Source organism: Paraburkholderia piptadeniae (genome assembly GCF_900007165.1).
Taxonomy (GTDB): domain Bacteria; phylum Pseudomonadota; class Gammaproteobacteria; order Burkholderiales; family Burkholderiaceae; genus Paraburkholderia; species Paraburkholderia piptadeniae.
The window spans coordinates 1-25,365 of the sequence record NZ_CYGY02000051.1 but is presented as its reverse complement, the minus strand read 5'-3'; the positions used below and the strand labels follow the sequence as shown (position 1 = coordinate 25,365).

The 25,365-nt window shown below is 60.5% G+C and carries 26 protein-coding genes and 1 pseudogene; 19 read left to right on the top strand and 8 right to left on the bottom strand.

Features of this window, described 5'->3' with window-relative positions:
* Positions 1-241 precede the first annotated feature (241 nt).
* On the top strand, positions 242-1,339 hold the full coding sequence (locus tag BN2476_RS26395; protein ID WP_087737134.1) for a porin: 1,098 nt from the start codon (positions 242-244) through the stop codon (positions 1,337-1,339).
* Between the two features lie 191 nt (positions 1,340-1,530).
* On the opposite strand, the gene BN2476_RS26390 is transcribed toward BN2476_RS26395, so the two are convergent.
* Positions 1,531-2,484 carry an amidohydrolase family protein gene (locus BN2476_RS26390; RefSeq protein WP_087737132.1) on the bottom strand — a complete coding sequence of 318 codons (954 nt, stop codon included), beginning with the start codon at positions 2,482-2,484 and terminating at the stop codon, positions 1,531-1,533.
* Positions 2,485-2,606: 122 nt separating this feature from the next.
* Between BN2476_RS26390 and BN2476_RS26385 the strand changes: the two genes are divergently transcribed.
* Entirely contained in the window at positions 2,607-3,491 is an 885-nt protein-coding gene (locus BN2476_RS26385; protein ID WP_087737131.1) for a LysR substrate-binding domain-containing protein, read from the top strand.
* A gap of 3 nt (positions 3,492-3,494) precedes the next feature.
* Here BN2476_RS26385 and BN2476_RS26380 read toward each other — a convergent pair whose 3' ends face one another.
* Complete coding sequence (locus tag BN2476_RS26380; RefSeq protein WP_143811048.1) at positions 3,495-4,025, bottom strand: hypothetical protein; 531 nt, start codon at positions 4,023-4,025, stop codon at positions 3,495-3,497.
* Complete coding sequence (locus BN2476_RS26375; protein WP_087737127.1) at positions 3,970-4,449, bottom strand: lecithin retinol acyltransferase family protein; 480 nt, start codon at positions 4,447-4,449, stop codon at positions 3,970-3,972. The genes BN2476_RS26380 and BN2476_RS26375 overlap by 56 nt, the downstream gene beginning before the upstream one ends.
* A 395-nt stretch (positions 4,450-4,844) precedes the next feature.
* Here BN2476_RS26375 and BN2476_RS26370 point away from each other — a divergent pair, with 395 nt between their 5' ends.
* The 17 genes from BN2476_RS26370 to BN2476_RS26290 all read left to right on the top strand — a co-directional run bounded on the left by BN2476_RS26370 (position 4,845) and on the right by BN2476_RS26290 (position 20,105).
* Positions 4,845-6,560, top strand: coding sequence for a sigma-54-dependent Fis family transcriptional regulator (locus BN2476_RS26370; protein WP_087737125.1), 1,716 nt, complete (start codon positions 4,845-4,847; stop codon positions 6,558-6,560).
* A 400-nt stretch (positions 6,561-6,960) separates the two neighbouring features.
* Positions 6,961-7,197 (top strand): phenol hydroxylase subunit, encoded by a 237-nt coding sequence (locus tag BN2476_RS26365; protein WP_087737122.1) that lies wholly within the window; start codon positions 6,961-6,963, stop codon positions 7,195-7,197.
* A gap of 69 nt (positions 7,198-7,266) precedes the next feature.
* Positions 7,267-8,271 carry an aromatic/alkene monooxygenase hydroxylase subunit beta gene (locus BN2476_RS26360; protein ID WP_087737121.1) on the top strand — a complete coding sequence of 335 codons (1,005 nt, stop codon included), beginning with the start codon at positions 7,267-7,269 and terminating at the stop codon, positions 8,269-8,271.
* Between the two features lie 15 nt (positions 8,272-8,286).
* Positions 8,287-8,556 carry an MmoB/DmpM family protein gene (locus BN2476_RS26355; protein WP_087737119.1) on the top strand — a complete coding sequence of 90 codons (270 nt, stop codon included), beginning with the start codon at positions 8,287-8,289 and terminating at the stop codon, positions 8,554-8,556.
* A gap of 19 nt (positions 8,557-8,575) precedes the next feature.
* Positions 8,576-10,096: an aromatic/alkene/methane monooxygenase hydroxylase/oxygenase subunit alpha gene (locus tag BN2476_RS26350; protein WP_087737118.1), complete on the top strand. Its 1,521-nt coding sequence runs from the start codon at positions 8,576-8,578 to the stop codon at positions 10,094-10,096.
* 50 nt (positions 10,097-10,146) lie between these two features.
* On the top strand, positions 10,147-10,506 hold the full coding sequence (locus tag BN2476_RS26345; RefSeq protein ID WP_087737116.1) for a phenol hydroxylase subunit P4: 360 nt from the start codon (positions 10,147-10,149) through the stop codon (positions 10,504-10,506).
* A gap of 12 nt (positions 10,507-10,518) precedes the next feature.
* Positions 10,519-11,592: an NADH:ubiquinone reductase (Na(+)-transporting) subunit F gene (locus BN2476_RS26340; RefSeq protein WP_087737114.1), complete on the top strand. Its 1,074-nt coding sequence runs from the start codon at positions 10,519-10,521 to the stop codon at positions 11,590-11,592.
* Between the two features lie 33 nt (positions 11,593-11,625).
* Positions 11,626-11,976: a 2Fe-2S iron-sulfur cluster-binding protein gene (locus BN2476_RS26335; RefSeq protein ID WP_087737174.1), complete on the top strand. Its 351-nt coding sequence runs from the start codon at positions 11,626-11,628 to the stop codon at positions 11,974-11,976.
* A 28-nt stretch (positions 11,977-12,004) separates the two neighbouring features.
* Positions 12,005-12,934 carry a catechol 2,3-dioxygenase gene (locus BN2476_RS26330; protein ID WP_087737113.1) on the top strand — a complete coding sequence of 310 codons (930 nt, stop codon included), beginning with the start codon at positions 12,005-12,007 and terminating at the stop codon, positions 12,932-12,934.
* A 43-nt stretch (positions 12,935-12,977) separates the two neighbouring features.
* Positions 12,978-14,432 (top strand): 2-hydroxymuconic semialdehyde dehydrogenase, encoded by a 1,455-nt coding sequence (locus BN2476_RS26325; protein WP_087737112.1) that lies wholly within the window; start codon positions 12,978-12,980, stop codon positions 14,430-14,432.
* 8 nt (positions 14,433-14,440) lie between these two features.
* Positions 14,441-15,262 carry a 2-oxopent-4-enoate hydratase gene (dmpE, locus tag BN2476_RS26320; protein ID WP_087737110.1) on the top strand — a complete coding sequence of 274 codons (822 nt, stop codon included), beginning with the start codon at positions 14,441-14,443 and terminating at the stop codon, positions 15,260-15,262.
* On the top strand, positions 15,262-16,050 hold the full coding sequence (gene dmpH / locus BN2476_RS26315) for a 2-oxo-3-hexenedioate decarboxylase (RefSeq protein ID WP_087737108.1): 789 nt from the start codon (positions 15,262-15,264) through the stop codon (positions 16,048-16,050). Before dmpE ends, dmpH begins: the two co-directional genes overlap by 1 nt.
* Before the next feature lie 14 nt (positions 16,051-16,064).
* On the top strand, positions 16,065-16,256 hold the full coding sequence (gene thmT, locus BN2476_RS26310) for a 2-hydroxymuconate tautomerase (protein ID WP_087737106.1): 192 nt from the start codon (positions 16,065-16,067) through the stop codon (positions 16,254-16,256).
* Between the two features lie 36 nt (positions 16,257-16,292).
* Positions 16,293-17,252, top strand: a complete 960-nt coding sequence (locus BN2476_RS26305) for an acetaldehyde dehydrogenase (acetylating) (protein WP_087737104.1) — start codon at positions 16,293-16,295, stop codon at positions 17,250-17,252.
* Between the two features lie 10 nt (positions 17,253-17,262).
* Positions 17,263-18,270 (top strand): 4-hydroxy-2-oxovalerate aldolase, encoded by a 1,008-nt coding sequence (gene dmpG, locus BN2476_RS26300; protein WP_087737102.1) that lies wholly within the window; start codon positions 17,263-17,265, stop codon positions 18,268-18,270.
* Positions 18,271-18,320: 50 nt separating this feature from the next.
* Positions 18,321-19,229 carry a SphA family protein gene (locus BN2476_RS26295; RefSeq protein WP_235850968.1) on the top strand — a complete coding sequence of 303 codons (909 nt, stop codon included), beginning with the start codon at positions 18,321-18,323 and terminating at the stop codon, positions 19,227-19,229.
* Between the two features lie 54 nt (positions 19,230-19,283).
* Entirely contained in the window at positions 19,284-20,105 is an 822-nt protein-coding gene (locus BN2476_RS26290; RefSeq protein WP_087737098.1) for an alpha/beta fold hydrolase, read from the top strand.
* A gap of 267 nt (positions 20,106-20,372) precedes the next feature.
* Here the strand turns inward: BN2476_RS26290 and BN2476_RS48450 are convergent.
* The 5 genes and pseudogenes from BN2476_RS48450 to BN2476_RS26260 all read right to left on the bottom strand — a co-directional run.
* Positions 20,373-20,542, bottom strand: a pseudogene (locus BN2476_RS48450) (IS3 family transposase); the annotation flags it as partial.
* 114 nt (positions 20,543-20,656) lie between these two features.
* A complete protein-coding gene (locus BN2476_RS26280; protein ID WP_087737094.1) occupies positions 20,657-21,430 on the bottom strand; it encodes an SDR family oxidoreductase in 774 nt (257 codons plus the stop codon).
* Positions 21,431-21,639: 209 nt separating this feature from the next.
* Positions 21,640-22,428 carry an SDR family oxidoreductase gene (locus BN2476_RS26275; protein WP_087737092.1) on the bottom strand — a complete coding sequence of 263 codons (789 nt, stop codon included), beginning with the start codon at positions 22,426-22,428 and terminating at the stop codon, positions 21,640-21,642.
* Positions 22,429-22,744: 316 nt separating this feature from the next.
* Entirely contained in the window at positions 22,745-23,452 is a 708-nt protein-coding gene (locus tag BN2476_RS26270; protein WP_087737173.1) for an alpha/beta fold hydrolase, read from the bottom strand.
* Between the two features lie 468 nt (positions 23,453-23,920).
* Positions 23,921-25,321 (bottom strand): pyridoxal phosphate-dependent decarboxylase family protein, encoded by a 1,401-nt coding sequence (locus BN2476_RS26260; RefSeq protein ID WP_087737170.1) that lies wholly within the window; start codon positions 25,319-25,321, stop codon positions 23,921-23,923.
* Between the last annotated feature and the right edge of the window lie 44 nt (positions 25,322-25,365).

The following is a 25,365-nucleotide window of genomic DNA, read 5'->3' as shown; positions in this document are numbered from 1 at the left end:
GACCTTTCGACGCTCTGCCGTTTCTGAAGATCGTGCACAGACATCGATAAAGTGTGTCAATACAAATTTGATATTTTGCACTGCGAATTAACAATGCGATGGGCCGCACGGGTTTCCCGTATGAGATCGCCGCCCGCTGATCGGGCTGGATCTTCGTGCATTCAAGGTTGACGGCACGGGAAGGGTGCGCATTGGCGCATATTCCCCGTCCTACAAATTGAACGATGTTAATGGAGGAGATATGTTGAAGACTGGAGGAGCAGGTGGCGGTGCATGCAGGATTGGCCTGTGGCGTTCGCTGGCAGCCATGACCTTGTTGGGGCTTTCGGGCGGTGTGGCTCACGCACAAAGCAGCGTTACGTTGTACGGCTCGCTGGACGGCGGGCTGCGCAATCTCGTGAACGGTACGAAAGCAGGCGGTGCGGCGCTGACGATGGCATCGAACGGCGTCTTCAAATCGAATCGATGGGGCTTTTTCGGCGTCGAGGACCTGGGCGGTGGATACTTCGTCCGCTTCGATCTGGAAGCGGGGTACATTCTGTCGACGGGCGCCAACAGCAGCACGACCAATCAGTTGTTTCAACGTAATTCCACGGTCGGGTTCGGCGGACCGTTCGGCCAGGTCGACATCGGCCATCAGTTCACGCTGCAACACCGGCTGATCAGGGACTTCGAACCGTTCAACCTGCGCTATCTGGGCATTACCGAAGCGGCGGCGATTTCGGGCGGCACCAGCGGCCGCGACGACAACGCGATCCATTACCACGGCGATTTCGGTCCGTGGACGGCGCGCGCGGTCTACGCACCGGGCGGCATCGCAGGCAGTCTTGCCAGCGGGACGATGCTCGCGGGCGGCCTGAATTACCACACAAAAATGTTCAAGTTCGGTGCAGGCTACACGCACCGCTCGAACCCGCTTTCGACCACGGCGGCCACGACCCCGTATTTTGCCAACAATCAGTACACGGCAGGCGGTGCCGTTTCGCTTGGTCCCGTCGAAGTCATGGGCGGATATTCGCTTGCCATGCAATCCGTTCCCTCGACGGTGCACGGCGCGACGCGCAACCAGTACTTGTGGGGCGGTATGCGCTACGAGGCGACGCCGTTCTTGAATGTAACGGCCGCGTACTACGACAACAAAAACTCGACGGCCGGCGTGGACGGCCGGAAGGACGTGGCCATTCTGGGCGTTACCTATGCGCTATCGAAACGGACCCTGCTTTACGCTGACATCGACTACACGCATTTCACGGGCGTCTACGTGAGCAATGCCACGCTGAACCCGTCCGGGCACGAGAAACAGACGGGCGTCTCGTTCGGTATGAACCACGATTTCTAAGACTCGCTGACACACGCTGCACGAGGGGGCGCAGACGCGCGCCCTCACCGCTTTGAAGAAGATTCCGGCCGGAAGGCTCGATCGAATCGAGGGTGGCACCGTCAATCTCAGGATACGTACGCACAGTTGCGATCTGCAAAGAGGGTTGGCAAAGCTTTACATAGCGACCCGCACCAGCCCTCGCGGACGCGTCACCGCGTCAGCTTCGCAAGGCGAGGGAGCAGTTCGAGTGCACTGTCGCGGTTGATCGCCGCATGCTGTTCTGAGGATAGCCCGCCGTAGGCATCAAACATCGCGGTGAACGACGCGCCCACCGACGCCGGCGCATAGGGATAGTCGCTGCCATACAGGATGTGTCCAGGTTTCGCGAACGTCGTGAGGCTCGGCAGCGCCGCCGGACTCGAAGACAACGCCGTGTCGAAATAGAAGCGCTGAAAGAGCACAAGGAGGTCATCCGTCAACGGCACGTCCACACGCACGCCCGGCGCCAGTTCGGCGCAGCGGTATGCCACATACGGCAGGAAGCCGCCCGCGTGGGACAGGATCACGCGTACGTTCGGATAACGGCCAATCACGCCGTTGAGCACGAGCTGGACCGCGGTGCGCGTCGTGTCGAATGGATAGTCGAGCATCGGTCCGGGCATGCCCCTTAGCGTCTCGATGCCCGGCTTGGCCGGGTGAACGAACACGACAGCATGGCGCCGGTCGAGCGCGGCCCACATGGGTTCGAATGCGGGATCGCCAAGATACTGGCCACCATAGTTGCTGAGCAGGACGACGCCGTCGGCGTTCAGCGCGTCGAACGCATGATCGATCTCGAGCAGCGCGCCGGTCATGTCCGGGAGCGGGATGGTGACGAAATGGCCGAAGCGCGCCGGATATCGGGCGACGATGTCGGCCGTGTATTCGTTGACTCGGCGCGCGATGTCACGCTTCTCATGGGCGGCCCATCCCTGCACGCCAGGTGCGGTCAGCGACAAGACGCCGGTGGCGATCTGCAGCTTGTCCATGAACGCGATAGCGCTGTCAGGACTCCACGTAGGCATATGCCAGCCGGAGGGATCGCCACCGTGCGACGGCAGCGTGTCGGCCCAGAACGGCGGGACGACATGTTGGTGGACATCAATACGGTTTTTCGCGGTCATGGTCGGTTCCTGTACGAATAACACTGGGGGTAGCGTCGTGAGATCAGGATGCGCCGACTTGTGTTTTCATTCCGATAGATTAAAGTTCGAAATTAGTCACTTTCAGTAATCAATCGATCCACATGGACCTGCGTCATCTGCGCTACTTTCTCGCAGTCGCCGAAGCAGGGCATTTCGGGCGGGCGGCTGAGAGGCTGCACATCGTGCAGCCCGGGCTGAGCGTCCAGATCCGCGCGCTAGAGGAAGAACTGGGCGCCACGCTGTTCGTGCGAAGCACGCGCAAGGTGGCGCTGACAGACGCCGGCAAGCTGTTTCTGGTCGAGGCACGGCGGACGATTGAGCAAGCTGAGCGGGCCAAGCGCCTGGTCCAGCGCGCAGCGCGCGGGGAGACTGGTGTGGTACGGATCGGCTTCGTCGGCAATGCGGTTGCAGCAGGGACCTTGTCCGACGACTTGCTCGCGTTTCATGGCGCATGGCCGAACGTCGCGCTCGAACTGCACGAGATGGCACCCGCTGCCCAGCAGGAAGCGATCCTCGCGGATCGCCTCGACATCGGCTACTGCCCGGCGTTCGGCGTCGAATTCGATGCGAAGCTCGCGGTGCGCCTGATCGGAAGTTGGACATGGGAGGTCGTGATGAACAGCAGTCATCCTTTCGCCAACCGACGCTCCCTGTCCCCCGCCACGCTCGCTGACGAGCCGTTCATCCTCTATGCAGCCGATGGGGACGACGAAGGTCAGCTCACGATCCTGCGTCAGGTGCTGGGAAAGGAACCTCGTATCGCACACAAGGTAAGCAGCACGCTGTCCGTCCTGGCACTGACGGGTGCGGGACTCGGGCTGGCACTCGCGCCCGCGCCGCTGAGCAGGATCGCGGCCCCGAATGTGGTCTACCGGAAACTTGCGGGGCGTGGCCTGAAGGCGGAACTGGTCGCGATCAGCCGGATCGGTGGAGAGTGGGGAGCCGTTCAGCGCTACCTCGAGATGCTGGGCAATCGTGCCGCGTGACCATCACCTCGCTGCGCTGATTGTCGTCACCAGCGAGCGATCGTCGTCGACGTGCGGATAAAGACTGGTTTTGCTGAGCGACGCATGCCCGAGGTTGGCGCACACTTCGAATGCCGCGCCGGGTTCGCACGGTCGTACCGGCCGCGCCGACGAGACATCCTTGACGATCGTGTGCAGCGCGGCCCGCGTCAGCGGCTGATACGAGGAGCCCCCGGATCTTTGCCGCTCCTCTCCGTTGTCCCGGGGCCGTGCCGCTGCCCTTCCTGCAGTCTGTCGCGCCGTGGTGCGCGCTGCACGCGGGGTGTCCTGCGGCATCGGCGCGACGTAATCGTTGACCTCCTGCCAAAGGCCGGGCTCGAGATAGCGGGTGATTGCGGTACGGGCTTGCAGGTGCGCTGGGCACTCGGTCAATGTGGCGCTGGTGCGGCACGGCGCGGACATCTGGCATGTAATGCATCTAAGCCGCGTGACGATTTCATCAAACTCGAACGGCCAAACGCGCCGTGCCTGCGGAGAAAGCTTTCGTTCCGGCATAGAGCAAGGCCTTTGCAACGAACTCGCGTCCACGCTGCGCGAGGCTCGTCAATCGCTCGATCTGGCCGCTGCGGCTTTCGCCATACAGACACCACGCGCAAAAGTGCTCGCAATTGTTGGTCATCAGCCGGTAGCGGTCTTCGCCGAGACGCTGATAGGCGCGGCGAACTGCATCCGCGCCGGCATAGCGCGCGTCGGGCGCGCGTTCGACCCACATCGCGTGACCGCCGGCGAACTCGTCGCACGACACTTCTTCGACGGGCGCGCGCCGCAGCGAACGTGAAAGGCCTGCATAGTGAATCACCTTGCCGTTGCCCGCATAGATGCCGTGATGCGTATACCAGCGGCGTTGCGCGACGACGTGAGCACCGATGACGAGGCCGGTATCGTCAGCCTGATCGAGTGTTTTCGTGGGGTCCGTCATCGCGCTCACCGCAGCCGTAGCCAGTTTGCGCGTTGCTCTGCATGAGCGGTGCCAATGGGCGTCCATCAAGCGTGAGCGCCCGATGCGGGCGATTCTGCTGATCCGTTTGCCGAGGCCACGTGGCAGCCGGTTTGATCATTTGATCAAGCGGCGCGTGGTTCATGAGATCGTGAACGCAAGCCCGGCTTGTGAGCGAGAGGCGCACCCGATCTGACGAAATCGTTGAATCGGTTGGGGCGCTTTGATCAAATGGTTAAACGCGTCTACGTGTAAACACCGAGCAGACCGTGCAGGGGCGTTGAAGAACATCAGGCGTGCCCGCGCGAAAGCAGTTCGGCACAGACCTTGCCTACAATAGGCGTTAAAACGATTACTCGATCCAATAAGGAGACGTCGTGGGAGACAGCACCGCCCGATTTTCGGCGAGCATGCGCGAAGGTCTCGACAACCTGTCGCGTCGCCTGAAGTTCGTCATGCAGGAGGGGCATATCTGGCTCGACGAGAACCGTATGATCCTGCTTCATACGGCCGCGCTCGGCGCGTTGCGCAAGGAACTCGTCGATACACTCGGACTCGAGCGCACGCGCGGCCTGTTCGCGCGAATGGGTTTTCAGTCCGGCGCGCGCGACGCCGAACTCGCGCGCAAGCTGCGTCCAACGGCGAGCGACTTCGGCTTGCTCGAAATCGGTCCATGTCTTCACGTGCTCGAAGGCAATGTGCGCGTGACGCCAATAGATGTTCATATCGACATCGCGAAAGGCGAGTACTACGGCGACCATCTGTGGGAAGACTCGTTCGAAGCCGAAGTACACCGGCATCTGTTCGGTGTCGGCGACGAGCCCGTGTGCTGGATGCAAGTCGGCTACGCGAGCGGCTATACGTCGTCGCTGATGGGGCGCACGATTCTCTACAAGGAAACGGAGTGCGTCGGTTGCGGCGACCGCAATTGCCGTATCGTTGGCAAGCCGGTCGAGGACTGGCCCGACGGCGAAGAGATGCTCAAGCTCTATCAACCCGACCCCTTGTTCGATACGCTGCTTCAGTTGCAAAGCGAAGTCGAGAGCCTGCGCTCGATGCAGGACGACACGGGGCAGCCCGAAGATCTCGTCGGCATCTCCGATGGTTTTATCGAAGCGTGGCGACTCGCGCAGCGGGCCGCGCCGAGCGACGTGACGGTGCTGCTGCTCGGCGAAACGGGCGTCGGCAAGGAACGCTTCGCGCGCGGTTTGCATCACGTGAGCCGCAGACGCGACAAACCATTCGTCGCGATCAATTGCGCGGCGATGGCGGAAGAACTGATCGAAGCAGAACTGTTCGGCGTGGAGCGCGGCGCGTTTACGGGTGCGCATCAGAGCCGCCCTGGACGCTTCGAGCGTGCCGATGGCGGCACGCTCTTTCTCGATGAAGTAGGCGAGCTTTCGGCGAATGCGCAGGCCAAGTTGCTGCGCGTGTTGCAGGAGGGCGAGTTCGAACGCGTCGGTGATACGCATGTGCGGCGCGTCAATGTGCGCGTGGTGGCCGCGACCAATGTCGATTTGAACGATGCCGTGCGGCGCGGGACATTCCGCAAGGACCTGCTGTACCGGCTCAACGTGTATCCCGTCACGATTCCGCCGTTGCGAGAGCGCTGCGACGATATCCCGTTGCTCGTCGAGCGCTTTATCGCGAAGTACAGTGCGCGGCATGGCAAGCGCGTGCTCGGGCTGACCGATCGCGCGATAACGACATTGCGCGCTTATACGTGGCCCGGCAATGTACGCGAACTGGAGAACGTAGTCGAACGCGGTGTGATACTCGCCGCGCCTGGCGTTCGCATTACCGAGTGCGATCTGTTCGCTTCGCCGCCCGCGGAAGTGGAGTGCGATACGGCTTCGCTCGATGCGAGCGGTCGTCCTTTGCGCCAGAACGCCAGTGCCGCCGATGCGCTCTTCGATCATATGGCGCGTGAGGGCATTCCGCTCGATCGCATTGAGAACATGCTGATCGAAACCGCAGTCGAGCGCGCCGCGGGGAATCTGAGCCAGGCGGCACGGATGCTGGGGATCACGAGACCGCAGTTGGCGTATCGGTGGCGCAATCGCGATAAGGCATCGGCTTCGGCCGACGAGTAACCGCTTATTTCGCTTGATCCCGTCATTCAGGCCGGTCCACGGGCGCCGGCCAATATTTCTTCAAGTGCTCGGGCATGCCTCTTTGCCACGCGGTAACAACCAGCACGTCATCCCTCGCAGACATAAAGCCCGAGCGGCGCGTTTGATCTTTTCATCAAGCGTATCTCCCCGCATCTTCATTTCACCACGCGCTAAACGGCCGTTGCGCCGCTCCGGCTGCACGGCATTCGAATCCAATTGATCAAACAATGAAGCACACCTCTCGCGCTTGATGATTTGATCAATCAAAAAAGCAAAAAGCCTCGAAATACACCGCTATTAAAGATGCCGACTTCCTGTCATGGCCGAAAAGACGTGCATGGCATACCTCCTGCAATAAAGGCTGCAACAGGAGGCCACGATGAATCATCCCCAACCGCTGTTCTCGAGTACTCGACGCTACGTGCGTATCACGAGCCGGCGCGACGACGGCTATGTCGAGTTCGACTTCTCTGTCGGCGATGCGGATCTCGCCGTCGAACTCATCATGAACGACACGATGTTCGAGCACTTCTGCCGCATCAACGAAGTACAGACACTCGATGCCGACGAAAGCGGCTTCGAACGTTCGAGAGAACGCTGGCGCTTCGGAGGCTGAAGCCAAAAACAAACACCGCATATCAAGCGGATTCATTCGATATAGCACTGACAACACGGAGACAGTTTCATGCAGATCGAAATCAGGACGCTCAAGGTTCAGCCGTTGCGTCAAACCTATGGCCACGTCGCGCGCCGCTTCGGCGACAAGCCTGCGTCGCGCTACCAGGAAGCCACCTACGACATCCAGCCGACCGCGAACTTCCATTATCGCCCGACATGGGCGCCCGAGTTTCAGTTGCACGACACCGCTCGCACGCAGATCGTGATGAGCGACTGGTACGCGCTCAAGGACCCGCGCCAGTACTACTACGGCGCTTATGTCACGGCGCGCGCGCGCCAGCAGGAAGCGGCTGAGACAGCATTCGATCTGGCCGAGCGGCGCGGCCTGCTGACGGGTCTCGCGCTCGAATGGCAAGAGCGGCTGATTGCCGGGTTGTTGCCGCTGCGTCATGTCGAGTGGGGCGCCAACATGAACAACATGCTGTGCGCCGATTACGGCTATGGCACCGCGATCACGCAAGCCTGCACGTATTGCGCGATGGACCGCCTGGGCATCGCGCAGTACATCTCGCGCATCGGCCTCGCGCTCGACGGCAACACGGGCGTAGCGCTAGAACGTGCGCGCGTCGCATGGCTCGAAAGCGAAGCGTGGCAACCGATGCGCAAGCTGGTCGAAGACATTTTCGTCGTCACGGACTGGTTCGAAACTTTCGTCGCGCAGAACCTCGTGATGGACGGCCTTGTTTATCCCCTCGTCTATCAGCACTTCGATGCGCGCGCGGCACGTGAAATCGGCGCGAATCTCGCGATGCTCACCGAGTTCGAGCAGCAATGGCAGAACGACCACGTGAAGTGGATCGATTCGGTAATCCGCACGGCGACAGCAGAATCGCCCGCCAATCAGCAAAGTATTGCGGATTGGACCGCGCATTACCAGGCACGCACGATCGAAGCGCTGCGCCCTCTCGCGGCCACGCTGCTCGATGACGACGCCGGGCGGGCAATCGATGAAGTCAGCACGCAATTCACCACCCGTCTCGCGAAACTCGGCGCCGTGCCGGTTAGCGCATAACCGATTCGAGCCGTCATGCAGAACGTCTACATCGCATTGCAGAACACCGACGAAACGCGCGCCATCGTCGCCGCCATTACTTCGCAAAACCCTCAGGCCGCCGTCACCGAGTACCCGGCGATGGTGAAGATCGACGCGCCAGGCAAGCTCGTGATCTCGCGCGAACACGTATCCGAAGAAATGGGCCGCGACTGGAACATCCAGGAACTGCAACTGAACCTCATCTCGCTGTCGGGAAACATCGACGAAACCGACGACGCCTTCACGCTGCACTGGCACGTCTGAGAACACCAGGAGACATACGATGGACGCACGCAAGAAACTCAATCTGAAAGAGAAGTACGCGCTGATGACGCGCGATCTCGGCTGGCAAACCACGTATCAGCCAATGGACGAAGTATTTCCGTATGACAAGTACGAAGGCATCGTGATTCACGACTGGGACAAGTGGGAAGACCCGTTCCGCATGACGATGGACTCGTACTGGAAATACCAGGCAGAGAAAGAACGCAAGCTGTACGCGATCATCGATTCGTTCGCACAGAACAATGGCCACATGAACGTTTCCGATGCGCGTTATATCAACACGCTCAAGCTTTTCCTGACGGGCGTCACACCGCTGGAATATTCGGCGCATCGCAATTATGCGCATCTTGGCCGGCATTTTCGCGGCGTCGGCGCGCGCGTCGCGTGCCAGATGCAATCGATCGACGAATTGCGCCACTGCCAGACACAGGTGCATACGCTGTCGCTCTACAACAAGTACTTCAACGGCTTTTCCGAGTGGCCGCACATGCACGACCGGGTCTGGTATCTGTCGGTGCCGAAGTCGTACTTCGAAGATGCAGCAACGGCCGGCCCGTTCGAGTTCATCACGGCCATCTCGTTCTCGTTCGAGTATGTGCTGACCAATCTGCTCTTCATGCCGTTCATGTCGGGCGCGGCCTATAACGGCGACATGGCGACCGTCACATTTGGCTTCTCGGCGCAGTCCGACGAATCGCGCCATATGACGCTGGGTCTCGAAGTGATCAAGTTCCTGTGCGAACAGGACCCCGTGAACGTGCCTATCGTCCAGCGCTGGCTCGACAAATGGTTCTGGCGCGGCTTCCGGCTGCTGACGCTGGTCGGCATGATGATGGACTACATGCTGCCCAAGCGCGTGATGTCGTGGTCCGAGGCATGGAAGATCTATTTCGAGGATGCGGGCGGTGCGCTCTTTCAGGATCTCGAACGCTACGGCCTGCGTATGCCGAAGTATCACGAGATCGCGACGCAAACCAAGGACCGCATCACGCACGAAGCCTGGGGCACGTTCTACAACTACGCAGGGGCGGCGGATTTTCATACGTGGGTGCCGTCGGACGAAGAACTCGACTGGCTCTCCGCAAAGTACCCGGAGCATTTCGACCGGCTCTACCGGCCGCGTCTCGAGTACTGGCGCGAACAGCAGCAAGCGGGCAAGCGCTTCTACAACACGAATCTGCCGATGCTGTGCCAGACCTGCCAGATTCCATTGACCTTCAGCGAGCCAGACGATCCGACGAAGATCGCGTATCGCGAATCGACATATCACGGCATGAAGTTCCACTTCTGCTCGGACGGCTGCAAAGACATCTTCGACGGAGAGCCCGAGAAATACGTGCAGGCGTGGCTCCCAGTGCATCAGATCTATCAGGGCAATTGCGGCGGCGCGACGCTCGACGACGTGCTCGAGTACTACCACATCCGCAACGGCCATGAAAACCTCGATTTTGCGGGCTCGCCCGATGAGCGCAACTGGAATGCATGGAAGGGCGCGGGGCAAGAACAGGTCGAAAGCTGAAGCACTCAATGCAAGGCATCAAGCACGATATCCAATGAAGGAGACATGACATGGCGACGATCGCCCTCAAACCCTATGCATTCGAGCCCGCCGATGCCGAAGCGAGGTTTAACGGCAACCGGCTGCTTTATATCGGCTGGGAAGACCACCTGATGTTTGCATCGCCGTTTTGCATTCCCGTTTCGCCGGACATAACGTTCGGAGCACTCGTCTCCGATGTGCTGCCCGGTCTGTACGGCGTGCACCCGGACTTCGCGAAGATCGACTGGGACGACGCGCAGTGGCTGCGTTCGGGGAAACCGTGGCAACCCGATTCAGCGTTGTCGCTCGCCGATAACGGTCTCGTGCATAAGGATGTGATCCGTCTGCGCACGCCAGGGCTCACGGGCATCAACGGTTCATACAGCTAGCAGGAGGCAGCGATGGACTACACCGTTCGTATCGAACCGCTCGGCCAGACTATCGACATCGCAGCGGGGCAGACGCTGCTCGATGCGTGTCTGCGTCAGGGCGTGTGGCTGCCGCATGCGTGCTGTCACGGCTTGTGCGCGACGTGCAAGGTGCAGGTCGTGGATGGCGAAATCGATCAGGGCAGTGCGTCGGATTTCGCATTGATGGACTTCGAGCGTGAGGAGGGCAAGTGTCTCGCCTGTTGCGCCACGCCGATGTCGGACCTCGTGATCGAAGCAGACCTCGAAGAAGATTCCGATGCGCAGAATCTGCCCTTGCAGGACTTCAAAGGCACCGTCACCGCAATCGACGACGTGACGCCGACCATTCGCGTGATCCGTATGGCCGTGCAAACAGCGCACCCTGTCCAGTTCCAGGCGGGCCAGTACCTGAACCTGAAGGTGCCGGGCTGCGACGATGCACGCGCGTTTTCGATCGCCAATGCGCCGCATGACGGCGAAATCGAACTGCATGTCCGGCGTGTGCCTGGCGGCGCGGCGACGGGCTGGCTGCATGACGAGTTGCAGCACGGCGCGCAACTCGAATTCTCAGCGCCATTCGGCCGCTTCTTCGTGCGAAAGCAGGCACAGGTGGCGACCATTTTTCTCGCGGGCGGATCAGGCCTATCGAGTCCGAAGTCGATGATCGTCGATCTGCTGCATGAAGGCTCGACGCTGCCGATCACGCTGATTCAGGGCGCGCGCAATCGCGAAGAGCTGTACTTTGCGGACTTCTTCGAAGCGCTCGCGCGACGGCACCCGAACTTCCGCTATCTGCCGGCGTTATCGGATGAACCGCAAGACAGCGAATGGTCCGGCCCGCGCGGCTATGTCCATGAAGTACTGAAGCAGCAATTCACCGATGCAGCCGGTGTCACGGATTTTCGTGGACATAAAGCCTATTTGTGCGGACCGCCGCCGATGATCGAAGCGTGCATCAAGACGCTGATGCAAGGGCGCCTGTTCGAAAAGGACATCTATACGGAGAAGTTCCTGTCGGCGGCCGATGCAGGCGAAGCAGCAAAGAGCCCGCTGTTTCGCATCTGACGTCGTGGCGACCCATTGAACGGAGCGGACGACATGACCTATCGGATCGAAGTCGAAAACACGGGCGATGCATTCGGCTGCGACGCGGATGCGACGGTGCTCAAGGCAATGGCGGCAGCGGGCGGGCGCGGCATTCCCGTCGGCTGTAGAGGTGGCGGATGCGGCGTGTGCAAAGTGCGGGTGCTCAGCGGCCGGTATCACGCCTGCAAGATGAGCCGCGCGTGCGTGAGCGCCGACGACGAGGAACAGGGCACGGTGCTCGCCTGCCGTATCACGCCGTTGTCGGATCTGTCGCTGCGTGTAGTCGGAACGATGGCCCGCTGTATCGAGAAAGCCCGCGCGAATGCACACATGCAAGCGCAAGCCCAAGCCCAGGCGCAGTAGACGGATCACAAACCCCAGGAGACACATCATGGCATTAGAAGGCGTGCTGAGACCCGGCCATATCGCGCTGCGGGTTCTCGAACTCGAACCAGCCGTGCGTCACTACACGGAAGTGCTCGGCCTGCATGAAACGGGACGCGATGCAAATGGCCGCGTCTATCTGAAAGCGTGGGACGAGCACGATCATCATAGCGTCGTGCTGCGCGAAGCCGATGAGCCCGGCATGGATTACATCGGCTTTCGTGTCGACGGCCCGGCGACGCTCGACAGGCTCGCAAGCGCGGTGAAGGATTCGGGGCTCGTCAGCGATTGCAAATGGATCGAAGCGGGTGAGCATTTGCAGACGGGCATGCGCTTTCGCTTCACGGTATCGACGGGGCATGCGATCGAACTTTTCGCGCACAAGGAGAAGATCGGCACGGCAACCGGCGATGTCAATCCCGACCCGTGGCCCGATGGATTGCGCGGCATGTCACCGAGCCGCTTCGATCATTGCCTGCTGTATGGCGACGGATTCGACGATACCGTGAAGCTGTTCCGCGAAGTGCTCGGCTTCTCGCTCACGGAACAGGTGGTTACGCCTGACGGCTTGCAGATTGCCGCGTTCCTCACATGCTCGAACAAGGCGCACGACATCGCATTCATCCGGCACGGCGAAAAGAACAAGTTTCACCACGCATCGTTCGTGCTCGATTCGTGGGGCGACGTGCTGAGGGCAGCCGATCTGATTTCGAAGCACGACGTCGCGCTCGATATCGGGCCGACGCGTCACGGCATCACGCGCGGCGCGACGATCTATTTCTTCGATCCATCGGGCAATCGCAACGAGGTATTTGCGGGCGGCTACATCCATTACCCGGACAAGCCTGTCATCACGTGGCACGAAAAGGAGCTGGGGCGCGCGATTTTCTATCACGACCGCAAGCTCAACGATGCGTTCCTCACGGTGTTGACCTGATCTGCCGCCTCCTTGCGCACAACCTTTTGACAGCGGTGCATCCATGACTGAATTCAAGAACTTCATTGACGGCGAATGGCTCGCGACAGGCCGCACGTTCGAGGACCGAAATCCCGTCGACAACAGCGTGATCGGCCTCGTCCACGAAGCGGGACAGGCAGAAGTCGATGCCGCCGTGCGTGCGGCGCAAGCGGCGTTGCATGGTCCGTGGGGCGGTTTCACGGTGCAGCAGCGCGTCGATCTGCTGTATGGCGTAGCCGACGAAATCAATCGCCGCTTCGACGATTTCCTCGCTGCGGAGATCGCCGACACGGGCAAACCGCATTCGCTCGCAAGCCATGTGGACATTCCGCGCGGCGCGGCCAATTTCAAGGTATTCGCCGACATGATCAAAAACGTGCCGACGGAAAGCTTTTCGATGGAGACGCCCGACGGCGGACACGCGCTGAACTACGGCGTGCGCACGCCGCGTGGCGTGATCGCGGTGGTGTGTCCATGGAATCTGCCGCTGCTTCTGATGACGTGGAAGGTCGGGCCTGCGCTTGCGTGCGGCAATACGGTGGTCGTGAAGCCTTCCGAGGAAACGCCTGCGACGGCCACGCTGCTCGGTGAAGCGATGAACAAGGTCGGCGTGCCCAAAGGCGTCTACAACGTCGTACATGGCTTCGGACCTGACTCGGCGGGCGCGTTCCTCACCGCGCATCCCGGCGTGAATGCGATCACGTTCACCGGCGAGACGCGAACGGGCGAAGCGATCATGAAAGCGGCCGCCAACGGCGTGCGCCCGGTGTCGTTCGAACTCGGCGGCAAGAACGCGGGCATCGTGTTCGCGGACTGCGATTTCGATGCGGCTGTCGCGGGCATCGCGCGCTCCGCGTTCGAGAACACGGGACAGGTGTGTCTCGGCACAGAACGCGTCTATGTGCAGCGGCCGATCTATGAGCGCTTCGTCGATGCGCTGGCGGTGCGTGCCCGTTCGCTGCGCCCTGGACGGCCGCTCGATGAAGGCACGACGTTCGGCCCGCTGATTTCACAGGAGCATCGAAGCAAGGTGCTCTCGTACTACGAGAAAGCGCGTGCGGAGGGCGCAGTCGTCGTGACGGGCGGCGGCGTGCCGGACATGCCCGCCGGTCTGGAAGCGGGCGCGTGGGTCGAGCCGACGATCTGGACAGGCTTGCCGGAAACGTCGCCCGTGATACGCGAAGAAATCTTCGGACCGTGCTGCCATATCGCGCCATTCGACACGGAAGCCGAAGTGGTCGCCAAAGCGAACGACACACCATACGGACTCGCCGCCACCGTATGGACGCGCGATGCAGGTGTCGCGCATCGGATGGGCCGGGCGCTCGACGTGGGCATCTGCTGGATCAACGCATGGTTCCTGCGCGATTTGCGCACTGCATTCGGCGGCGCGAAGCAATCGGGCATCGGTCGGGAAGGCGGCGTGCATTCGCTCGAGTTCTACACCGAACTGCGCAATGTCTGCGTAAAGCTGTGAGGAATGCGATGACGACACAACTGAAATCAACGCTGACGCCCGCCGCCATCGAGCGTTACGGCGACGAGTTCTATCGCGCGCTGCGTGAAGCGCAACCCGTCGAGCCGCTGTCGGCGCGCGAGCCCCCGATCACCATCGACGACGCATACGGTATCCAGCTTCGCATGATCGAGCGGCGCGTGACGCTGGACGGCGAGCGCGTGATTGGCAAGAAGATCGGCGTGACGAGCCAGGCGGTGATGGACATGCTCGATGTACGGCAACCGGACTTCGGCCATCTGACTTCGGCGATGGTGTTCGATGACGGCGCATCGATCGGTCTTTCTTCGCTGATCGCGCCGAAAGCAGAGGGCGAAATCGCGTTCGTGCTGAAGCACGACCTCGCTGGCCCTGGCGTGACGAATGCCGACGTGCTGCGCGCGACGCAAGCCGTGTTGCCTTGCTTCGAGATCGTCGACTCGCGCATCCGCGACTGGAAGATCCGCATTCAGGATACGGTCGCTGACAACGCTTCGTCGGGCGTGTTCGTGCTCGGAGACAACGCGGTCGATCCGCGTGAACTCGATCTCGCGCTCGTCGGCATGACGCTCGAAAAGAATGGCGAGATTGCCGCGACGGGTGCGGGCGCGGCGGCGCTCGGTCATCCCGCGAATGCCGTTGCGTGGCTCGCGAATACGCTGGGCCGCCTCGGCATGACGCTCAAGGCGGGCGAGGTGATTCTGTCGGGCTCGCTTGCCGCGATGGTTTCCGTGCAGGTGGGCGATGTGTTGAGGATGAGCCTGGGTGGCATCGGCGGCGTGTCGGTGCGCTTTGTCGAAGGAGAACGGTGATGACGCTGAATGACGCAACGATTGAACGCCTTGCAGCGCGGCTCGATGATGCCGAATTGCATCGCAACGCCATCGTCAAGATTACCGACGAGCATCCTGAGCTCGACTGGGCCGATGCGTACGCGATTCAGGATGCGCTGCGTGCGCGCAAAACGGCGCGCGGCATGAAAGTGGCCGGGCTGAAGATGGGACTGACATCGCACGCGAAGATGCGGCAGATGGGCGTAACCGACCCCGTCTACGGATTTCTTACCGACTACGGTGCGTGCATGGACGGTGCCGCGATCGACACGTCCTCGCTGATTCACCCGAAAGTCGAAGCGGAAATCGCCTTCGTGACGTCGCGCGAACTGACGGGCCCGGGTTGTCATATCGGCACCGTGCTGGCCGCGACAGATTTCGTCTTGCCCGCCGTCGAAGTGATCGACTCGCGCTACGAGAACTTCCGCTTCGACCTGAAGAGCGTGATCGCCGACAACACGTCGGCGGCGCGCTATGTGATCGGCGGGCGGCATCGAAGCGCGCAAGGCATCGACCTGAAAAACCTCGGCGTCGTGATGGAGAAGAACGGCGAAATCGTCGCGACGGCGTCGGGCGCGGCCGTGCTCGGCCATCCCGCGGCGAGCGTCGCAATGCTCGCGAACATGCTGGGCGCGCGCGGCCAGTCGATTCCGGCGGGCACGCTGATTCTGACGGGTGGCGTCACCGAGGCCATCGCTGTCCATGCAGGCGACGCGGTGGCGGTGCGCTTTCAGCACCTGGGAAGCGTATCGATGCGCTTCATCTAGACACGGAGACGAACATGCCCATCATGAACGTTCATCTGCTCGAAGGCCGCACCGACGAACAGAAGGCACGCCTGATCGAAGCGCTGACCGAGGCCGCGATGAACGCCATCGACGCCCCGCGAGAATCGATCCGCGTCCTGCTGATCGAAATACCGAAGACCGACTTCGGCATTGGCGGCAGGACCGCACAAGCGCTCGGGCGCTGACTGGCTACGCATATCGACCTCGAAAAGGAAACATACATGACAACCTTGTCAAACGATAACGGGCCGCTAAAGGCGGCCATCATCGGCTCCGGCAACATCGGCACTGACCTGATGATCAAGATCTTGCGCCACGGGCGGCACGTCGCGATGGGCGCGCTCGTCGGCATCGATCCGCAATCGGATGGCCTTGCACGCGCGCAACGGCTCGGCGTGGCCACGACGGCGGGCGGTATCGACGGATTGCTGGCGTTGCCGGGCTTCAGCGACATTCGCATTGCTTTCGATGCGACATCAGCGGGCGCACACCGACGGCATAACGAAGTGTTGCAGGCGCACGGCCTCAAGGTGATCGACCTGACGCCCGCAGCAATCGGCCCTTATGTGATTCCTGCCATCAACCTCGACGCCGAACTCGACGCGCCGAACATCAACATGGTCACATGCGGCGGACAGGCAACCATTCCGATGGTGAAGGCGGTATCGAATGTCGCAAAGGTGCACTACGCGGAGATCGTCGCATCGATTTCGAGCCGCTCGGCAGGACCCGGCACGCGCGCGAACATCGACGAGTTCACGGAGACGACCTCGAAAGCAATCGAAGTGCTGGGCGGCGCGACGCGCGGCAAGGCCATCATCATCCTGAACCCCGCTGAACCGCCGCTGATGATGCGCGACACCGTCTTCACGCTATCCGATCCCGCCGATCGCGATGCAATCGAAGCGAGCGTCAATGAAATGGCCGCGCGTGTGCAGCGTTACGTGCCTGGCTACCGGCTCAAACAGCGCGTGCAGTTCGATGTGTTCGACGAGCGCAATCCGCTCAACGTGCCGGGGCTTGGATGGATGACGGGCCTGAAGACGTCGATCTTTCTCGAAGTGGAAGGCGCGGCGCACTACCTGCCTGCGTACGCTGGCAATCTGGACATCATGACGTCGGCGGCTCTCGCGTGCGCCGAACGTATCGCTGAAACGCGGCTCGCGCCGCTCGCCGTGTGAGGGGCACGAGATGAACGACCGCAAACTCTATATCTCCGATGTCACGCTGCGCGATGGCAGCCATGCGATCCGTCATCAGTACAGCATCGCCAATGTGAAGGCAATTGCGAAGGCACTCGACGATGCGCGCGTCGATTCGATCGAAGTCGCGCACGGCGACGGTCTGTCGGGTTCCAGCTTCAACTACGGGTTCGGCGCGCATAGCGATATCGAATGGATTGCCGCCGCGGCGGAAACGGTGGTGCACGCGAAGATCGCGACGCTGCTGCTGCCCGGCGTCGGCACCGTGCACGATCTGCGCAATGCGTACGATGCGGGCGCACGCGTCGTCCGTGTCGCGACGCATTGCACGGAAGCCGACGTGTCGAAGCAGCACATCGAATACGGGCGCGAACTCGGCATGGACACAGTCGGCTTTCTGATGATGAGCCACATGACGACGCCACAAGCGCTCGCGCTGCAGGCAAAGCTGATGGAGCGATTTGGCGCGACGTGTGTGTATGTGGTCGATTCGGGCGGCGCGTTGTCGATGGAGGACGTGCGCGAACGCTTCCGCGCATTCAAGGATGTGCTGGATGCGAACACGCAAACGGGCATTCACGCGCACCACAATCTGTCGTTGGGCGTCGCGAATTCGATCGTCGCCGTCGAGGAGGGTTGTGACCGCATCGACGCGAGCCTCGCTGGCATGGGCGCGGGCGCGGGCAATGCGCCGCTCGAAGTGTTCATCGCGGCTGCCGACCGGCTCGGCTGGAACCACGGCTGCAATGTGTACGGCCTGCTCGATGCCGCCGACGATATCGTGCGGCCGCTTCAGGACCGCCCTGTGCGCGTCGATCGCGAAACGCTTGCGCTCGGTTATGCCGGCGTCTATTCGAGCTTTCTGCGTCACGCCGAAGCGGCCGCGGCGAAATACGGCCTGAAGACGGTCGACATACTCGTCGAACTTGGACGCCGACACATGGTTGGCGGACAGGAGGACATGATCGTCGACGTCGCGCTCGACCTCGTGAAGTGATGCGCTAAAGCGCGGTATCTCTCACCAGAACAAATACCCGGAGACGTCAAATGAAATTTCGAATCGCCGTCAGGCGAGGGACGCTGCTTGCCTGCGCGTGCGCAACCGCGATGTTCTGCGCGAGCGCGCGGGCCACGGAAGGCGGCAGCGACACGATCGGAGAAGGTGCAGAAGGCTTTTTTGCGGGCGCACTGCCGCCCGCAGGGTTCTACGGCCTGCTGTATTACACGCACTATCACGCGAGTCAGTTCAACGATTCGCACGGCAACAGTTCGATACCCGGATTCAAGCTCGACGCCGATGTGCTGATTCCGCGTCTGATCTATATGTCGAACCTGTCGGTGCTCGGCGGCCGATATGGCGCGTACGCATTGCTGCCGATGGAGCGTCTCTCGCTGGATGCAGGCGGTTCGTCGTTCGACCGGACCAATCTCGGCGACCTGATTGGAAGCCCCGCGATGATCGCCTGGGGTGAAGGCTCGCTGCGCGCGGTAGCCGCGCTCGAATTCGTTTTTCCAACCGGACAGTACGACAGGAATTCGCCGCTGAATACCGGCAAGAACTACTTCACGATCCGGCCTATTTTCGGCGTGAGCTGGTTTCCGTATCCGGGATTCGAAATGTCGGCGAAGTTCACGTATAGCTTCAACACGACGAACACAGCTACCGATTACCACTCGGGACAACTGTTTCACTTTGACTATGGCGCGAGCTATGCGGTGACGACGTCGGCGCGTATCGGCGTTGCAGGCTATTTCGTCAAGCAGACCACTAACGACGTGCAGAACGGACAGCCCGTGAATGGCGATGGATTTCGCGGGCAGGTCTTTGCGATCGGTCCTGGCTTTCGCTATGAGTTCAAGAAGGGCAGCATCGACATTCGCGTCGTGAAAGAACTGTTGGTGCGCAATCGCCCTTCAGGTGAAGCGGTCTGGGCACGCGCGGTGATTCCTTTCTGATCTGGATATAGAAGCGGCCGGCGCTCATGCGCGGCTGCGATGGAGCCTGTTGACATGACACAGCAGAACGACCCGGAACTCGGCCAGCGCATTCAGGCAGCGGGCCTCGATACGAACTATCACGACCTCGGCAGCGGCAGCCCTGTGCTGCTCATACACGGTTCAGGGCCGGGCGTGACGGCGTGGGCGAACTGGCGTCTCACGATGCCTGCTCTCGCGCATACCCGGCGCGTCATCGCGCCCGACATGGCGGGCTTCGGTTATACGGAGCGGCGCGCGGGCGTGCACTACGACATGGATTTTTGGGTCACACATCTGATCGGGTTGCTAGATGCGCTGGAGATCGAACAAACCGATCTGATCGGCAATTCATTTGGAGGTGCATTGGCGCTCGCGATGGCCGTGCGTTATCCACACCGCGTGCGCAAACTGGTGCTGATGGGGGCGGCGGGCGTGAAGTTCGAATTGACTCATGGGCTCGATGCGGTATGGGGCTATGAGCCTTCCGTCGAGAACATGCGCGGCATCATGGATATCTTTGCGTTCGACCGTTCGCGTATTACGCGCGAGCTTGTCGAATCGCGGTATCGCGCGAGTGTGCGGCCCGGATATCAGGCGTCGTTCGCGTCGATGTTTCCTGCGCCGCGCCAGCGCTGGATCGATGCGCTTGCATGCGACGAAGATGCGCTGCGCCGCATTCGGCATCCAACGCTGATCGTGCATGGACGCGAGGACCGTGTCATTCCGCTAGAGAATTCGCTGCGGCTCAATCAGCTCATCGGGCCTTCGCAATTGCACGTATTCGGACAGTGCGGGCATTGGACGCAAATAGAACATGGCGACGCGTTCAATCGCCTCGTCGATAATTTTCTTTGAAGCTCGATAGAGCGCTTGCAGTTATACGCAAGCGCTCGCTGCCGAGGTGATTTTCCTAACGCCCGGCACTGACTTCGGGCATTGCTGATTCTTTCGCGTGATTCACGCATTTCAGCGTAACCGGAGCTCACAGCGTGACGAGCCCAACCTGGCGCATGTATAAACCATTCCGACGCTATGGGCCGAATGTCAAGCCGCCATCGGCGTCACGCGCGATGGCCGTCGGGCCGGGGAACGCGACTAACAGTCCTCCGGAATTTCGCCCCCAACCTCCTCGCGTTTGACCCATCCAGCTGCGTCTGCGGCGTGCAGCCGATCCTCAGTGCAATCGATTCGACTGCCGCCAACATCGACAGGTGTTCGCTACGCTGCTCGCGTACCAGGGGCACTGCGCGCTCTCTGACTTCCGGGGAAAACTTGCTCGGCTTCTTGTTCATGGCTCCATTCTCTCAAGAGTTGGAGCCTCCACAAAACCCGGGGCGGTTCATAACGGATACATCCACCGCCCTTTATACGCTGGCGTGATCTTTAATACTTAGCGGGCGCCATGGTTAAAGCCGGGCGCCGCCCGTCGCGTCGATCACCTGTCCCGTAGTCCAGCGTGCCTCATTCGTGGCCAGGAAGGTGATGACGTCGGCCACGTCGTCAGGTTGACCCACACGCGAGAATACCGACATGGCCTCCGCGTTGGCACGCGCCTCCGGCACGGTTATCCACGCCGCGTTCATGTCAGTTTCCGTCACACCCGGCATGACCGTATTGACCGTGATGCCGCGACGGCCGAACTCAGGGGCAAGCGCCAGTGTGAGGGTCTCAAGGGCACCTTTCGATGCGGCGTACGCAGGATGCGTTGGAGCGGCGACACGCGTAAAGCCCGTCGAAACGTTGATAATTCGTCCATCGTCGCGGATGTGATCGGCAACAGCCTGGATCAGAAAGAACGGTGCCTTGAAGTTAATCGTCAGGACCTCGTCGAAGGCGGACTCACTGGTCTGAGACAAGGGAATCGCCGGTGCCACTCCAGCATTGTTGACTAGAATGTCAAGCCGAGGCTCGCCCGTGGCGGCAATCGCGGCCGCCCTGAACTGCTCCCAGATACTGTCCGTTGCTTCCTTCCCGCGACTCAAGTCCGCTTTGATGGCGACGGCTTTTGATCCGAGGGCCTCGATCTCGCGGACGGTGGCGTGAGCGGCATCCGCGTTGCTGGCGTAGTGGATGCCGATGAGCGCGGCTCCTTCTCTCGCGAAGGCTCGTGCCACAGCACGGCCGATACCACGCGAGCTTCCCGTTACGATTGCCACCTTGCTTGAAAGTTTTCCAGACATCAAACACTCCTTTTCGAATGAATTGAATAGTGATCCATATATTAATAACGCTGGCGCCCGCTAACCCGTTCCCCGTCTTGACGCGAGGTTAGGCGTTTGCCTGTTTCGGCCGCCACCGATTGCCTCCCTCTGGTCAAGTCAGCGCGCGCCACAGCATGCACAGGCTTTTGACCGATTGTGTAAAGGCGACGGTACGGTTGTCCGGTAAATCAGACGTGCTGACCTCCGTTGATGTGAATCTCGGTGCCGGTGATGTAAGACGAAGCCGGCCCACAAAGGAAGTGGATCGTCTCCGCCACCTCACGAGGGTCGCCCAGACGATGAAGCGGAATCTCATTGTTAACTATATCTTCGGTACCTGGTGACAGAATTGAGGTATCAATCTCGCCGGGAGCAATCGCATTGACACGTATGCCGTCCGGCCCAAATTCGTGAGCCATCTCTCGCGTCAGGGCGAAAAGTGCGGCTTTGGACGCTGCATAAGCAGTACCCGCAAATGGATGGACCTTGAAACCGGCAATAGAGGTGACATTGACAATTGCGCCCTTAGCACGTGCAAGTTCAGGAAAAAGAGCCCTGGCGAGCAAGGCGTTGGAGATGAGATTAACGTTGAGGACGGTCGACCACGTGTGGATGTCGCTCTTGAGTACGCCAAGTCGTGTTCGGTTCTTGCCCTTAGGTGAGATTCCTGCATTGTTAACGAGCGCGTGCAGTTTGCCGTGCGGAAGTCGCCGCCGCACCTCTTTGGCAATCTCCTCGACGGAATTCAGATCGGCAAGGTCTGCCTGGATATGCGACTCGCGCGCGGCCGGCCACTTGCAGTCTTCGGAAAAGGGCTGTCGCGAAACAGTGAAAACCTTCCAGTTGTGCTTCTGGAACAGTTTTACGGTCGCATGCCCGATCCCGCGACTGGCACCGGTAAGCAACATATAGCGGGTTGACTCTTCCGTGTGTGGCGATTCGGAAAGTTGACTGATTGATGCAGTTACCAGGTTCATTTTTAGCCGGCGATAGCGCCGTCCTTAAGACGTTGGGCCCTACTACGCAGCCGCTCGAGTAAAAGAGGAATCAAAACAGAGGGTAGCTATAGCCGCTATTTCCCGTCCTATGTTTTCGGAGAATCCGGCAACTTCTGACGTGATAAGGATGACCGTTCAGGGCGCCAGCGAGATGATCGACGCGCCGGCCGGGGTACCTTTGATTTTGGTGCATTCGGTCGTTTTCTCCCGAAGCTGCGCAAACGGTTTTTCGACGCCATCGTTGCTATATGCCGCTCGTCACGCTGCAAGAGGAGGCAATCTGAACAGCGAAACCTCAATGCGTCGTTTCTGCCAGCAGTAGTGCAGCCAGGTCCTCCGGACGATCCAGCATGATGGAGTGTCCACACGGAATGGCGTGGACCTTCCATCGGGGGGCATCCTTCAATCGGGCATACGTCTCGACAAACCAATCCCCTCCGTTATCGCTCGCGAATACATAGGTGCGGTTGGCAACGGGTGCCGAATCCACTCCTGCCCGAACGCCTTGAACGAACGTGGCCAGCGGCTGCGGCCCCGACATCCTGTCGACCCAAGCGGCGTCTGCTTCATTGACATTGAATAAGGCAGCTGGAATAGGCGGAATCATTCCGTCGCATTGGCCCGCCTGCGCAAGGAAAGCCAGTGCGGTCTCGGCGCCAGTAATATCGACAAGTGACTGCCCATCGGCTGGCGCATAGGCGTCAAGATAGAAAAGCGTGCGGATGCGCTCCCCGATTTCATGCGCTACGCCAGTTATGACCAGGCCGCCATACGAGTGACCGCACAAGATTGCGTCGGTGATGTCCTCATACTTGAAGACGTTAACAACGTCCTGAATGTGCGTGTCCAGGTTGATCGCCCGGTCGGCCAGGTGAGAGCGTTCTCCGAGGCCGGTCAGCGTGGGAGTGTAGACATCATGTCCCGCCTCGCGAAGCTTGCGGGCGACTCTTGCGTACACCCAGCCGCCCTGAAAAGCACCATGAACTAGAACGAATTTCGCCATGACTATTTGTTCCTTCAGTTTGCGGTAAAAAATGCGTGGCGCCTTTTCGAGCAATTCACTGCGCCCCGTCTCCAGTGCGGAGCCGGGTGGAGATCGGCCACTGGCTGAGCGTGACTCCCAAAACGCAGATAATGGCGCCCAAAATCAGCGTAAAGGTAATGGGTTCATGCCTGAAGGCGACGCCAGCACCAATCGCGAAATGATTGAAGCAAGGCGTAGGGGGCAATCCGAGCCATCGAGAATCGGGCTGTAAGCCAGAACCAGATGGTAAATGCGGCGATACTGCCGAGCATGACGGTAAAGGCGAAAGCCAGCCACTCAGAACTCGACGCCCTCTGAAGCGCCTCAATCCGCCCCCTCCACGATTATCGAAAGTCCAAGAAGCTGGAATGCCGTGAAGAACGACACCCAGGCGAAGAGCATCACATGGTCGAAAGGGCCGATTTTCTTGATCAGTACGAGAACGTGTCACGGCGCACATGCCTCCGCCGCATGAATCATTGCCTGGAGGCTCGTCTGCACATCGGCGTCAGTGGTGGCCCAACTGGAGACGCTGATTCGCATGGCGACGCGGCCCTGCCATACTGTGCCGCCACACCAGCAAATCCCGTCGGCCTGAAGACGGTTAATTACGGCCCGCGTCATCTCCGGGGTACCAAATGAGACGAGCACCTGGTTGAGCGCGACATGATTCAGGACTTCAAAGCCGCTGGCTTCGAGACCTTGGGCGAAAATTCCGGCATAGCGGCAAGTACGTTCGATGAGCCCTGCAACGCCATCCCTGCCCAGGTTAAGAAGCGCGGCCCAGATATCCACACCACGCGCTCGTCTTGAGGATTCCGGAGTATAGTGCGACGGTTCCCGGTCAGTCACATCTCCCTCTGCCAGGTACGCGGCATTCAACGACATTGCCGCACGCAGAGTGGCAGCCCTGCGCACTAGAACGATGCCATTGTCATACGGTACGTTGAGCCATTTATGCCCATCCGTCGCCCAAGAGTCGGCTTCGGCCACGCCATCCGTCAGGGTGTCGAAATCACGGTTTGCAAGCGCCCATAGTCCGAATGCACCATCAACATGGACCCAAGCCCCGGCTTTCCTCGCAAGTCGGCATATCTCGCGCGCGGGATCGAAATCACCGGTATTCACGTTGCCTGCCTGGATGCACACGATCGTTTGCTCGTCGAGTTCCGGAAGCTCGCTGACTCGCATCCGGCCCTGTTGATCTGTTGGCACTACGATGACCCGCTCGCGTCCGAGACCTAACATCGACAACGCCTTGGAGACGGTAACGTGAGTCTCTTTACTGACAACTACACGGAGTTCCGGCGCGCCGTAGAGTCCCTTTGCCTCCACGTCCCAGCCCAGGCGGGATAGCAGAGCGTGGCGTGCTGCTGCCAGCGCCGCAAAGTTCGCCAATGAGGCACCTGTAACGAAGGCTCCTCCAATGTCGTCCGGCAAGCCGAACAGATCGCCGATCCAGCGTAGCGCAACTTCCTCGAGCGCTGCCGCGATCGGCGAAGTCCACCGAAAACACGCGTTTTGATCCCAGGCGGTCGCGAGCCAGTTCGCGGCGATGGTTGCGGGCATCGCGCCGCCGATCACCAAACCGAAGTACCGTCCGCCCGTTGTCGGGACGGTAGCTGGTGACCCAGCCTCGTCGAGGCGGCGCAAGACTTCATGTGCATCCAGCCCGGCGTGTGGCAGTGAGTGCCGGAATTCATTCAGGCCTTGCAATGCCTGGGTAGAAACGTTCACAGGCCTGTCATGCACAGACTGAACGTAAGCGAGCGCACGTTGCGCGGCGTCCTGCAGCAGGTCAGCGGTCGGCGTCAATCCGGCTGCTTTTACACTTTCGTCGAGTTTCATATGGTTCGTCCCGGAGGTTTCACTAAGAACCTTTAACAAAATGA